Origin of the sequence: Bradyrhizobium sp. HKCCYLS1011 (assembly GCF_051167795.1) — a bacterium.
Lineage (GTDB): Bacteria > Pseudomonadota > Alphaproteobacteria > Rhizobiales > Xanthobacteraceae > Bradyrhizobium.
Genome location: NZ_JBNPTT010000005.1, coordinates 25168 through 37276, shown reverse-complemented (window position 1 = coordinate 37276; position 12109 = coordinate 25168). Strand labels below are relative to the sequence as shown.

The 12109-nt window shown below is 63.8% G+C and carries 11 protein-coding genes; 1 reads left to right on the top strand and 10 read right to left on the bottom strand.

Features of this window, described 5'->3' with window-relative positions; translation table 11 throughout:
* Positions 1-21: 21 nt before the first annotated feature.
* Positions 22-690 (bottom strand): hypothetical protein, encoded by a 669-nt coding sequence (locus ACQR1W_RS17160; protein WP_434851899.1) that lies wholly within the window; start codon positions 688-690, stop codon positions 22-24.
* A 228-nt stretch (positions 691-918) separates the two neighbouring features.
* On the opposite strand from ACQR1W_RS17160, the gene ACQR1W_RS17155 reads away from it, so the two are divergent.
* The gene (locus ACQR1W_RS17155) at positions 919-1302 is read left to right on the top strand and encodes a VOC family protein (protein ID WP_434851898.1); all 384 of its coding nucleotides are present in this window, start codon (positions 919-921) and stop codon (positions 1300-1302) included.
* A 34-nt stretch (positions 1303-1336) separates the two neighbouring features.
* On the opposite strand, the gene ACQR1W_RS17150 is transcribed toward ACQR1W_RS17155, so the two are convergent.
* The 9 genes from ACQR1W_RS17150 to ACQR1W_RS17110 form a co-directional block, all read right to left on the bottom strand.
* Entirely contained in the window at positions 1337-1789 is a 453-nt protein-coding gene (locus tag ACQR1W_RS17150) for a hypothetical protein (RefSeq protein WP_008972820.1), read from the bottom strand.
* Between the two features lie 178 nt (positions 1790-1967).
* Positions 1968-4655 (bottom strand): PAS domain S-box protein, encoded by a 2688-nt coding sequence (locus ACQR1W_RS17145; RefSeq protein ID WP_434851897.1) that lies wholly within the window; start codon positions 4653-4655, stop codon positions 1968-1970.
* A 104-nt stretch (positions 4656-4759) separates the two neighbouring features.
* Positions 4760-5563, bottom strand: coding sequence for an NUDIX hydrolase (locus tag ACQR1W_RS17140; RefSeq protein WP_434851896.1), 804 nt, complete (start codon positions 5561-5563; stop codon positions 4760-4762).
* Positions 5564-5566: 3 nt separating this feature from the next.
* A complete protein-coding gene (locus ACQR1W_RS17135) occupies positions 5567-6520 on the bottom strand; it encodes a dihydrodipicolinate synthase family protein (protein ID WP_434851895.1) in 954 nt (317 codons plus the stop codon).
* Between the two features lie 162 nt (positions 6521-6682).
* The gene (locus ACQR1W_RS17130) at positions 6683-7561 is read right to left on the bottom strand and encodes an SDR family oxidoreductase (RefSeq protein ID WP_434851894.1); all 879 of its coding nucleotides are present in this window, start codon (positions 7559-7561) and stop codon (positions 6683-6685) included.
* Between the two features lie 197 nt (positions 7562-7758).
* Positions 7759-8619 carry a MaoC/PaaZ C-terminal domain-containing protein gene (locus tag ACQR1W_RS17125; protein WP_434851893.1) on the bottom strand — a complete coding sequence of 287 codons (861 nt, stop codon included), beginning with the start codon at positions 8617-8619 and terminating at the stop codon, positions 7759-7761.
* 391 nt (positions 8620-9010) lie between these two features.
* Positions 9011-9400 carry a Zn-ribbon domain-containing OB-fold protein gene (locus tag ACQR1W_RS17120; protein ID WP_434851892.1) on the bottom strand — a complete coding sequence of 130 codons (390 nt, stop codon included), beginning with the start codon at positions 9398-9400 and terminating at the stop codon, positions 9011-9013.
* On the bottom strand, positions 9400-10548 hold the full coding sequence (locus tag ACQR1W_RS17115; RefSeq protein ID WP_434851891.1) for a thiolase domain-containing protein: 1149 nt from the start codon (positions 10546-10548) through the stop codon (positions 9400-9402). The genes ACQR1W_RS17120 and ACQR1W_RS17115 overlap by 1 nt, the downstream gene beginning before the upstream one ends.
* 871 nt (positions 10549-11419) lie before the next feature.
* Positions 11420-12040, bottom strand: coding sequence for a phasin family protein (locus tag ACQR1W_RS17110; protein ID WP_434851890.1), 621 nt, complete (start codon positions 12038-12040; stop codon positions 11420-11422).
* Positions 12041-12109 lie beyond the last annotated feature (69 nt).

The window sequence follows — 12109 nt, the reverse complement described above, 5'->3', positions numbered from 1 at the left end:
CTGCAACTTTGCGCAGAATTCCTAGTTTTTGCTCGCAGAGACCAGAGTGCAGTTCGCCTTGCTGGCGTTAACGTTGACGAATCCGACATGGACCGCCGCGAAGGTTTTGCGGCTCTTCTTGTCCACCTCACCGGGAACCAGCCGGCTTCGATCGGTCAGGTGGCTGCCATCTCGCCGGCTAAAGGCACAGGAGATCTCGACATCCTTCACCGCGTAGAGATTGCTGTTGCGCAGCGTAAAGGTCACCAGCGCCTTGGAACCGAGGCCACCGCGGCGCCAGGATTGCGAGCTGATCCTCAAGCCATCCAATGACGGTTCGACCGCGCCGGTCGGTTTGTCGTCAATAGCCGGGACGGCCGGGGTTATGCTGGCTTGGCTCTGGCTGGCCGGCGCAGGCTGCCCTTGGCCAGCAGGCGAGGCTGGTCGCGGATCAGAGGACATGGCGGTCGCGACTGAGCTGTCGTCCGCCGAATTGTCGCCGGTCAGTTGCGTCACAGTGCTGTCCGCGCTCTCGCTGTCATCGACCGACATGACGAGCCAGACGGCAGCACCGACCAGCAGGATCGCAAACACTGTCAATCCGATGAACGCTGACTTCCATGGCAGGATGGGCTTCGCCGCGCGGGCGCCGAACGATGGCCCGATTCCACCGAACCGGCGCCACAGCAAGCGGTAGAGCCCTGCGCTCATGTCAGCACCATCGACGGCCCAGTCAGCCGCGCTCCAAGATCCCAATGCGCAGCGGCAATATTGGTTCCACGTAAAGCCGACGATTGGAGGGCAAGCTTACTCCCGGACATGATTCTCCGCTGCCGGCGGGGATGGCCTTGGTGCGCTCCGCTCGCTAACATGATCCCCTCACCATCCTTTCTCCGCGAGAGCCGCCGAAGCGCGGTCACATCACGAAAGACGTCGCCCATGCCCGAGGTCACCTGGGACCACATTCACCTGCGCAGCCCCGATCCCGAAGCGACAGCGACATGGCTCCACGATATTCTCGGGGGCGAGATCATCCGCAACCCAGGCCGCATCGACGTCAAGTTGGGCGGCGCCAGCGTGTTCATCGCCAAGGTCGAGCCCGGCGACGGCGTCGGCGCGCCTCCCGTGACGCCGCATCAGGGGCTCGATCATTTCGGCCTCACGGTAAAGGACATCGATGCCGTGGCAGCCGAACTCAAGGGCAAGGGCGTGACGTTCACGACCGCGCCCACCACGATCCGGCCCGGCGTGCGGATCTGCTTCATCCGCGGCCCGGAAGGCATCTCGGTCGAGCTGCTCGAGCGCGACAAGAAATATGCGTGAACAGGCTGCAGCGACTTGCTGCAACCTGCGCCACCTACGTCATGCTGCCCGGCATGAAACAGCGAATCGACACGCCCTGATAGCCGCGCATCGGCCACACCATGGTGCGGCCGACCCGGTTCGGTTCGGTGATTACGGCATCATCCGGCACGTCGATCCATTCGCCGTCGATGCGTACACGATAGTGACCATTCCGCGTTTCCCAATCCACGTCGCTCACCGCCGAACCGTCGGCATCTGAGCAGCACGGCCCCTTGCCGCTGCGCAGACCGTCAAACCAGGCCTTCATCTCCGGCGACGAGTTGACAAACTGGCCGCGGTCGCGCGCTGAGCTGGGCGGCGCAGCAAGCGCGATCAGCAACGCTGCACCCGTCACTTGAAAGCATGGCTTCAAGCGCCTCACCTGCTGCTTTCGATGCTCGTTACGGGGGGACGCGTCACCAACTTGCCGCGGCGCATGGCCGCCGGAAAACATCCAGTTGCTCATATCGATCTAGCTCCTGCACCACCCCACGGTGCGTTGAAGAATATGCATCAACTGGGCCAGAATTAGATTCGTTCGCGGCTTCGTGACAGTCAAGACGCAACACTACGGGAAAATGCAGTGCCATCCGTTCACAGCAACGCGAGTTCCGAGTGAGCTGAAAACAGCGCAGCTCTTGCTCCTACTCCGCAGCCTGCTCCAAAGGCGCGATGCGCGGCAGAATAATCTGAATGCGCGTGCCGCCGCCGGGCTCGGAGTCGAGATCGAGCCGGCCCCCGAGTCGGTTGGTGATGATGTTGTAGACGATGTGCAGTCCGAGCCCGGTGCCACCCTGGTCGCGGCGGGTGGTGAAGAACGGGTCGAACGCGCGGCGGCGCACATCGAGGCTCATGCCGCAGCCATTGTCGGAGAAGATGACCTCAACATTGTCCCGCCCGGATTCGCGAACCTGGATCTCGATGATGCCAGGCCGGCCGTCGGGAAACGCGTGCGCGACGGCATTGAGAAACAAGTTGGTCAGCACCTGGCCATACGGACCGGGATAGCTGTTCATGACCAGATTGGGCTGGCAGTCCACATTGAGCGTCAGATTGTGCTTGCGGAGGCTTGGCCGCAGACTCATGACGACCTGTTCGGTCAGATCGGCGAGGTCGAAGCTGCGCTGGTCGGAATAGTTGCGGTCGGCTGCGACCTGTTTGAACGATTGGATCAGCTCGGCAGCACGGTTCAGGTTCGCCACGAGCTGTCCCGCTGCATTGCGGCTGGTCTCCAGGAAGTCGTTGAGACTGGAGCGGCGCAGCTCGCCGCGCGCGACCTCCTCGCCAAACCGCTCGGTCTTGCGTTCGAGGGCGGAGGCCACGGTCAGGCTGATGCCGACCGGGTTGTTCACCTCATGCGCGACGCCGGCAACCATGCGCCCGAGGGCGGCCAGCTTCTCCGCCTCGATCAGTGAGGCCTGCGTCTCGCGGAGATTGCGCAGCGCCGTCTCGGCCGCCTCCTTGGCCTTGCGCATCTCATGCTCGCTCTTCTTGCGCTCACAGATGTCGAGCGCCACCGTGACGATCCGGTCGACCTCACCGTCGGCATCCAGGATCGGCATCTTGTTGACCAGCCATTGCCGCATAGTGCCGGACGAGTCGAGATACTCTTCCTCGTAGAAGCCGAGACCGGAGTTGGTTGCGAGCACGCGCTTGTCGTTTTCGTCGGTCTTGTTCGCGCCATAGCGCGACATGAGTTCGCCGGTGGTGCGGCCGAGCGCCTCCTCGGGCGCAACGTTGAAGATCCCGGCCATATAGTGGTTCATCAGGACGTAGCGCAGATTGCGGTCCTTGACGTTGATGACGGCGGGTACGGTGTCGATGACCTGCTGCAGGAGCTTGCGCGCTTCCGCGATCGCATCTTCCGCGCGCTTCTGATCGGTGATGTCGCGCACGATCCCCTCGTAGCGCATTACTTCGCCGTTCTCGTCGCGCACCACGGTGGCGCTGTCCGAAAGCCAGCGAATGTCGCCGTCGCGCCGACGCACCTGGTATTCGAACTCGCGCACCATGCCGTCGCGCCCCATCAGCCGCTGATATTCTTCGCGCGCCGACGCATGCACATAGATGGTCTCAGCGATGTCGTTGACGCCGGTGATCAGCTGACTGGCCGAGTCGTAGCCCATGATCCTGGCGAGCGCGGGGTTGGCGTCGACGACCAGGCCGCCGGGCGTGGTGACGTAGATGCCATCGATGGACGCCTCGAACAGCTTGCGATAGCTCTCCTCGGCAAGGCGCTGTTCGGCAAGTGCCCGCACCGCCGCCTCGCGCGCGGCATCGGCCTCCTGCAAGGTGCGACGAAACACTTCGGCCGCACGCGCGATGTCACCGATCTCGTTCTCGACCTCGGTCTGCGGGATTGAGGTGTCCTTCTCGCCCGCCGCCAGCGCCCGGATCGACCCCGCGATGGAGGCGAGCGGCCGCACTGTGCGGCGAACCACGAACAAAGCAGCAAAGATACCGATCAGCACACCGGTCGACCCAAGAATGATGCTCTGCCACTTGGTCTCGGCGAGCGTGCGAGCGAAGTCGCGTGACAGGACCCGCCCCTGCTGGGCACTCAGCGATCGCAGCAGCTCAGTGACGCGTCCGATCAGCCGCCCCTCCGTCCCCAGCACCTCCTTGTCGAGCCTCGCGATCTCGTCCTCCGTCCCGGCGATCGCGACAATGGAGTCAGCGTAGCTATCGGTGGCCGAGCGCAGAGCCTGGTCGTCGATTTGCAGCGCCCGCATGCTGCGCGCAGCCTGCTCGGCGCCGGCGGGATCGCGCGCGAGCAACGCGGCTCCCACCTGGTTCTGCAAACGGAACAGCGCCCGCGCCGTCGACCGCTCCGGTATCTGGGCGATCGCCACCTCGAACTGGACCCGCGCCGCCGGCAGCGTGGCGAGAAGCTCGGCGCGATGCGCGATCAAGGCGCTGATCCGATCGATGCCCTCGCGATAATTGGCGAGCCGCTGCGCGACACCGTCGATCGTCGCCTGCTGCTCGGGCGCAAGCTCGAGCCGGGTTTTCTTCAAGAGCGCCCCGAGCTCGGTTGCCGCCTGCCCGACCCGATCGGAGCGTGCGCCGGGGTCGGTGACGAAATCGCGCGCCGCGAGTCGGAGCTCGTTCATGCGTCGGTCGATCTCTTCGGCGAGATCGCCGACGCCTTGCAGCCGCTGCAGCTCGGCAAAGGTCGCATCGATATGGCGGATCGCGATCACGCTCGCCATGCTGGTCGCGGTGATCACCGCGAGCAGCAGGAGAAAGCTGCCAAAGGTCAATTGCCCGATCGATAACGACTTCAACCGAATGAATTTTGATAATGCCGCCAAGGCTGCTGGCCTACGCATGGGGTCCGCTTTTCGGACCCGCACTATATACGACCGGAGTCCGGAATATCAGAACAGATTACGAACAAAACCGCTTTCGTGCCCCCGGCACTAAATACCGCCAATCAGCCGGCCGGCCCAAACGCGAACACCTCCCCATCATAGCCGGCCTCACGCGGGATGCGCAGCTGGCGCCCGCCATCGGCCGTCTTGGTCATGACCGGCATCACCGTCACGACCTCCATCTGCTGTGCGACAGCCAGCGCCGTAACAACATCGGGCTGCTTGCCCAGCCGGATCAGGTTGCGCGTGGTCGGGAACGGCAGCTTGAAGCGGCCATCGTCGCCGCCTGCGAGCGCCTCGCGCGGCGAGACCCAGATCGAGTCGGTCGATTCCTTGCCGTCATGGGCGCCGAGCTGGTCCGGCGGCGCCGCGGCCAGAAAAAACCAGGTGTCGAAGCGCTTCGGCATGCCTTCCGGCGTGATCCAATGCGCATAAGGGACGAGCGCGTCGAGCGCGAGCACGAGGCCATTGCCGGCCACGATATCGAGAAAGTGCGTGTTGCCTTCGCACAGGGCGGCACGACTAACGGCCTCGATCTCCCGCGCCTGCGTCGCGCTGATCAGCGCGTTTGAGCCTTGCGGCCGCGCCAGCAGGATGCCGCTTTCTTCGAACGTCTCGCGGATCGCGGCGATGCGGAAGCCGAGTGCTTCCTCACCCAATCCCGCTCCACCCGAATACAGCTCAGGCCGCGCCGCGATCTCCTGGTCCGTCCGATCGACGCTACCGCCAGGAAAAACCAACGCGCCCGAATTGAACTCGATCTGATGGTGACGCACCATCATGAACACCTCGATTTCGCCGGCACTCGCGCCGTCGCGCAGCAGCAGCACGGTCGAGGCCGGACGGATGGCGGCAGGTTCAGTCATGACTCACCCCGCGGCACTTGATTGCGGCTGCAAATTGGCGCGGCGATCATAGCGCGCCACCCGCGACAGCAGATAGTCGACCTCGGCCTTTGCGGCGGCGCTGATGCCCGAGGCCGGCTTGCGCTGCGCGGCGGAGGCAATCGCGCCGCGCTTTTGCAGCACATATTTGCGCACGGCGAGACCTGCGCCCGGCTGCTGCTCGTAACGCACCAGCGGCAGATGTGCATCGAACAAATCGTGCGCGGCATCGCGCTTGCCGGCCTTCGACAGCTTGACGATGTCGACCAGCATTTCCGGGAAGGCATAGCCGGTCATGGCGCCATCAGCACCGCGCTCCATCTCGAAATCCAGGAACAGCCCGCCATTGCCGCAAAGGATCGACAGCGGCCGGAGCGAGCCGTCCTTCTGGAAACTTCGCAAGGCTGAGATCTTCTCCAGGCCCGGCCAATCCTCGTGCTTGAGCATCACGCAGGACGGGCTGTCTATGACGATCTTGCGGATGACGGCTGGCGTGAACACGACGTTGAGCGTGAGCGGATAGTCCTGCAGCACCCACGGAATGTCTTCGCCGATCGCTTCCTGCGCCTGCTTGAAATAGCCGGTGATCTGGTCGTCGGTCCGCAAATGCGGCGGCGGCGCGATCATGACGCCGGCGGCGCCCGCATCCATGGTGGCGCGGGCGAGCGCACGCATGGTCGCAAAGCCCGGCGCGGAGACGCCGACGATGATCTGCATGGTCTTCGCGCGTTTGACGAAACGCACGGCCACCTGCTCGGCCTCGGCAGCATCGAGCTTGGGTGCCTCGCCCATGATGCCAAGCACCGTGATGCCGTCACAGCCAGCCTCGGCATAGAAGTCGACCAGGCGGTCGATCGAGGCCTCGTCGATCCGGCCGTCATCATGGAACGGCGTCGGCGCGATCGCAAAGGTGCCCTTGGCATCGGCGGTGAGTTTCATATCCTGTCTCCTCATTTGCTCGTCATTCCGGGGCATCGCGAAGCGAGGGGCCCGGAATCCATACCCACAATCGGGAGTATGGATTCCGGGCCTGCGCCTCTGCGCAAAATGGCTTCGCCATTTTGTCGCGTCGGCGCATCCCGGAATGACGACCTGAATACATCAAAACCGTCGCGCAGACTTCCTGATCTCCTCTTCGGAGAAGAATATCTCCTCTGCATGGACGGCAATATCCTCCGCTTTCCAGCCGGTGAAAGGCGGCTTCCAGCCCTCCATCTCCATCATCCGCATCTCGCGTACACCGCGCGGGCCGGAGACGCCGAGCACCTTGCCGGTCTGGTCGCCGGAGAGCTCGCTGACCATGTAGAGCACCGCCGGGGCGATGCCCTCGGGCGTCAGCGCCGCGCCGGGATTCTCCTTGTAGCGCGGCAGGTCCTCGGTCATCCGGGTCAGCGCGCCCGGCGCCAGCGTCCAGACCCGGATGTTGTATTTGCGGCCCTCGATCGCCAGCACGTTCGACAGGCCCCAGATGCCGCCCTTCGCCGCGCCGTAATTGGACTGGCCGAAATTGCCGATCAGGCCCGAGGTCGACGACGTATTGACGATGACGCCGCCGCCATTGTCGCGCATCCAGCGGAACACCGGCAAGGTGCAGCAGAAGGTGCCCTTGAGATGCACCTGAATGACCTTGTCCCAGTCGGCCTCGTTGGACTTGGCAAAGGTCTGATCGCGCAGGATGCCGGCATTGTTGACCAGGATGTCGGCGCGACCGAAATGTTTGATGGCATCGTCGAACACCGATTGGCCGCCGGCCATGGTCGAGATGTCGGCGCGGTTCGCCACCGCACGGCCGCCATCGGCCTTGATCGCGGCGACGACCTTCTCCGCCATCGCCTGATCGGCACTGGTGCCGTCGCGCGGACCGCCGAGATCGTTGACGACAACGGCCGCGCCCTCACGCGCGAACAGCCTTGCGTAGGCCTCACCCAAGCCGCCGCCCGCGCCTGTGATCAGCGCCACCTTGCCGTCGAGCAATCCCATCTGCGCCTCTCCCGCTCTTCAATGTTGCGGCCATGATGCCGCCTTTTCACCTCGCCCGCTTGCGGGGAGAGGTCGAATTGCATCGAAAGATGCAATCCGGGTGAGGGGAGCACATCTGCCACCGTCCTGCTGGAGAGTCCCCCTCACCCCACCCTCTCCCCGCAAGCGGGGCGAGGGAGCCGACCGCCGGTGCCAACCTAACCCAACACCGTCCTGCCGTTCTTGATCACCGTGACCTCGCGCGCTTTCACTCTGGCCTCGAACGAGACCACGTCGCCATCCTTCCAGAGATCGACAGTCACGGTCTCGCCGGGATAGACCGGCGAGGAGAACCGCGCCGCGTGCTGCCGGAACGCTGACGGATCGTAGTCCGCATAGGTCTGCAGCACGGCGCGGCAGGTGATGCCGTAGGTGCACATGCCGTGCAGGATCGGCCGGGGAAAGCCGGCGCGACGCGCGAACTCGGGATCGGAGTGCAGCGGATTGCGGTCACCGCAGAGGCGATAGATCAGCGCCTGATCCGGCCGGGTCGCGATATCGACGCTCATATCCGGCGCGCGGGTCGGCACCGGATGCGGATCGGGGATTCCGCCGGAGGGGCCGCCGAAGCCGCCGTCACCGCGAGCGAAGCGCGAAGCCACCAGCGTCGCGAGCGGCGCGCCGCTGTCGTCGCGCAAAATAGTCTGATGGCGGATGACGGCGCCCTTGTCCTTGCCTTTATCTGACACCGCCAGCACCGTGGAGTCGGCGGTGATCTTGGCGGCTGTGGCCAGCGGCTTGTGAAAAGTGATGTCGCGCTCGCCATCGACGACCAGCACGCGGTTGAGGTTCATCTCGCCGGGGCCCGCGCCCCACGCGGCCACGGAAGCAAAGGTCGGCACGACCTTCAGCGGCCGCGGCTCGGCACAGGCCTCGTTGACGAAGGCGAGTTCCTTCTCGTCCATCGGGTCGGCGCCCATGCCGATGCCATAGGCATAGAGCATCACCTCGCGATCGCCATAGGCATAGTTCTGCCCGAGATTCTTCAGCGCCATCAGCTCATCGTAGTTGATCGGCATCCTCGATCACTCCCCAAACGTTGCGTCAGTCGCAGCGCCGATGACTGCGCCCTCTCCCCTTGCGGAGAGGGCGGCCCCGGCGCCAGCCTCATACTCACTCGGGTGAGGGGTTTGGCTCCACAAGGGCGCTGTCCATGTGGAAAGAGACCCCTCACCCGGCAGCCTGCGGACGATGCTTCGCATCGCCGGGCGGCTGCCACCCTCTCCCACTGGCGACGACGGCTGCGCCGTCGCGCCGAGGGGAGAGGGTCATACCTGTCGCGTGGCAATAGCTACGCGAACATCAAACCAATCGTAGGATGGGTTGAGCGCAGCGATACCCATCACATATCACGCAAATGTCGGTGGGTTTCGCATTCGCTCAACCCACCCTACGATCTTCCAACACCAACTACACCGGCGTAAAGAACGGCAGCGGGGCGCCGTCGGTCGGCTTGAACACCACCCTCACCTTCTGGCCGATCTTCAAACTGTCGAGATCGCAGTCGACGAAATTGGTCTGCAGCGACGGGCCCTCGTTCAAGGTGACATAGCCGATCGCGTAAGGGCCGGTCGGCGACTTCCGCATGATCGAGAAGGTGTAGATCACCCCTTCACCCGCGCTCTGCTCCCACACCGTCTGGTCGGAGAAGCAGAACGGACAGACCGAACGCGGGTAATAATGGGCTTCGCCGCAGGCGGTGCAGCGCTTGATCATGAACCTGCCTTCGGCCGCCGCATTCCAGAACGGCTTGGTCTCGGGATTGGTGATCGGGGCCGGATATTTTTTCGCTTCAGTCATCACACGCGCTCCAGAATGCAGGTCGAGGCGGCGTGGCGAACGCCGAGCAGTCCGCCGGTGCCATGGGCAATGGCGAGATCGCAGTTCGGCACCTGCACCTTCGGATGCGCCTCGCCACGGAGCTGCCTGACAGCTTCGATCACCTTGGTCATGCCGCCGCGATTGACCGGATGGTTGCTGCAGAGGCCACCGCCGTCGGTGTTGAACGGCAGCTTGCCGACGCCCGAAATCAGGTTGCCGTCGGCGACGAACTTGCCGCCCTCGCCCTTCTTGCAGAAACCGAGATCCTCGAGCTGCATCAAGACCGTGATCGTGAAGCTGTCGTAGATCGAGGCATATTTGATGTCCGCAGGCGTCACGCCCGCTTCCTCGAAGGCGCGCGGACCGGACCACACTCCGGCGGAGTAAGTGAGGTCGAGATCCTTGCCGCCGCGCGGACCCTTCATCGCCTCACCGTGGCCGATCAGGCGGACCAGCGGCTTCTTCAGGCTTCTTGCGATCTCTGGAGACGTCACGATCAGTGCGCCGCCGCCGTCAGTGACGACGCAGCAATCCATCCGATGCAGCGGATCGGAGATCATCGGCGAGTTCAAGACATCCTCGACCGTGACGACCTCTTTGAGCATCGCATGCGGATTATATTGCGCGTGATGGGAGGCGGCGACCTTGATCCAAGCAAGCTGCTCGCTCGTGGTGCCGTAGTCGTGCATGTGCCGCATGGCACACATGCCGTAGGCATTGTGCGTGGTGGCCCCGTAAGCCGCCTCGAAATCGGCCTCGGCGCCTGCGGCGCGCGGCGGCATCGGGCCCGTGCGCGGCTTGCCCGCGAGCGTGATCAGCGCGACTGAGCACTTGCCCGCTGCGATCGCCTCGGCGGCATGGCCGACATGAATCAGATAGGAGCAGCCGCCGGTCTCGGTGGAATCGATGTGGCGCACCTTCAGGCCGAGATAGTCGACCATCGGCCAGGCGCCGCCGGGCGCATCCCCCGCGCAGAAATAGCCGTCCACGTCCTGGACGCTGAGCCCGGCATCTTCGATTGCGCCCTTGGCGACTTCGGCATGCAGTTGCGCGGTGGATTTGTCCGGTGCATGCCGGGTCGGATGCTCATAGATCCCGGCGATGTAGGCCTTGCCCTTGATGGTCAACTCGTTCTCCGCTTGGCGTTTCGTCCCTGTGTTGAGGAGATTTTGTGGACCGCCGGATGAGGCTTGGCAAGCGGCGAAAATATTCCGCAGGATGGAGATGGCTGCCAAACACTCAGCCGTCGTCCCCGCGAACGCGGGGACGACACCAGTGATGTTGCGCGATTGTGCTGAATGATCGAATTACGCATGACATCCCATTCCCGCGGCAGATGCTGCCCGAGTTGTGCTGATGTCACTCACCCTCGAAAGGACGGAGGGCGCAGGGAATGCCGGGTGAAGGCCTCACCCATGGCCCGCCTGCGAAAAAAATGCAGGCGGCAGGTACCACAGGTGCAGCCGATCAGCCGGCATTCCCTGCGCGATGGTCTTCACGCTTATACGCAGTCTGCCTGGTGCGCCGGGCTTTTTGGCCACCATTGCCCATGCGATGCGAAGCATCGTCACGAGCGTGACACCAGCATCGGGGTGTCAGCACGCTGCGACTTCACGTCCGCAGCGAAGCCGCTCGTCCGCGCATCCCAAGACACGCTCCGGCTTCATCGCGGCCATCGCCTCCCCGCCTCGCGTGTCGTGACGATCGCGCGCAACGCCCCTCCGTGGTGAGACGGGATGAACCCATCAAACCACGATTTCTGAAAATCGTAAATAGGAATCTGCCCGACAGGCAATTTATGCATGGCGGATATGTCAGCTGCCGTAGGATGGGCAAAGCGAAACGTGCCCACCCTACAGTTTGGCTACAGTCCGTCGCCCTTCGGGCTATGGCGGACAGGTCGCTTCGCTTGGGAAACGCGGGACGACAGCACTCTGCGGCACAGGGGCGGCTGCGTTCAGCCGCCCCTGCCTGTCAATATGCATGACGATGGTCGATTCAGGCCGCGCGCCGGATGGTTTCTTCCATGCGCTTTGTCGCATCCTCGGCCAGCTTGACCGACATGTCGGCCAATCTTCGGCTGCTCTCCAGAACATCGCCTACGGCCTCACGAAACAGATCACTCTGAAGCGCCGCGACGTCCTGCGGCGTCCGGCAATTCCACAACTCGTTCATACGCTGCATTGCATGCTCGATCTGATGTCGAACCAGCGCGAAATATTCCTGCGACATTCCGCCCATGACCTTGCTCGCCGCCGTGGCGGAGTAAAGGATGGTTTGGGCATTGCGCGTGGAGCGTTCGGTTGCCTGTTGCGCTTCGTCCCCGGTCAACCCGAGCGTGCGACCGATCTGCTCGGTCGAACGCCCCATGACTGCCGTTGTCATGTCCAGACCGAAACGGCACGCGTTCTGGAACGTCTCGGCATTTTGCTTCAGGAGATTGGCACCGGCGCGTGCCACCTCCTCGCCGGCCTCTGCGCTCATTTGTCCAATGCGAGCGGTCTGCTGCGCCGCACTTTGACCGATGCGCGTCGCCTGCTCGGTCGTCTTCTCACCGGCCTCCCGAGCTGCATCTGCCATATTCTGGGTAGACCGTTCCTCCTGGCGCGGATTTGCCATCTCTGCTTCTCCTTGGAATGTCCCTGATGTCTTGTGGGCTCGGATCCTGTGCTGGCCCTTACACAGGTC

Bases quoted from the DNA above. Each gene is read 5' to 3' on its own strand.
- ACQR1W_RS17150 (WP_008972820.1), bottom strand. From the start codon at position 1,789: ATGAGCAACTGGATGTTTTCCGGCGGCCATGCGCCGCGGCAAGTTGGT.
- ACQR1W_RS17110 (WP_434851890.1), bottom strand. From the start codon at position 12,040: ATGGCAAATCCGCGCCAGGAGGAACGGTCTACCCAGAATATGGCAGAT.
- ACQR1W_RS17145 (WP_434851897.1), bottom strand. From the start codon at position 4,655: ATGCGTAGGCCAGCAGCCTTGGCGGCATTATCAAAATTCATTCGGTTG.
- ACQR1W_RS17125 (WP_434851893.1), bottom strand. From the start codon at position 8,619: ATGCCGATCAACTACGATGAGCTGATGGCGCTGAAGAATCTCGGGCAG.
- ACQR1W_RS17155 (WP_434851898.1), top strand. From the start codon at position 919: ATGCCCGAGGTCACCTGGGACCACATTCACCTGCGCAGCCCCGATCCC.
- ACQR1W_RS17135 (WP_434851895.1), bottom strand. From the start codon at position 6,520: ATGAAACTCACCGCCGATGCCAAGGGCACCTTTGCGATCGCGCCGACG.
- ACQR1W_RS17130 (WP_434851894.1), bottom strand. From the start codon at position 7,561: ATGGGATTGCTCGACGGCAAGGTGGCGCTGATCACAGGCGCGGGCGGC.
- ACQR1W_RS17140 (WP_434851896.1), bottom strand. From the start codon at position 5,563: ATGACTGAACCTGCCGCCATCCGTCCGGCCTCGACCGTGCTGCTGCTG.
- ACQR1W_RS17160 (WP_434851899.1), bottom strand. From the start codon at position 690: ATGAGCGCAGGGCTCTACCGCTTGCTGTGGCGCCGGTTCGGTGGAATC.
- ACQR1W_RS17120 (WP_434851892.1), bottom strand. From the start codon at position 9,400: ATGACTGAAGCGAAAAAATATCCGGCCCCGATCACCAATCCCGAGACC.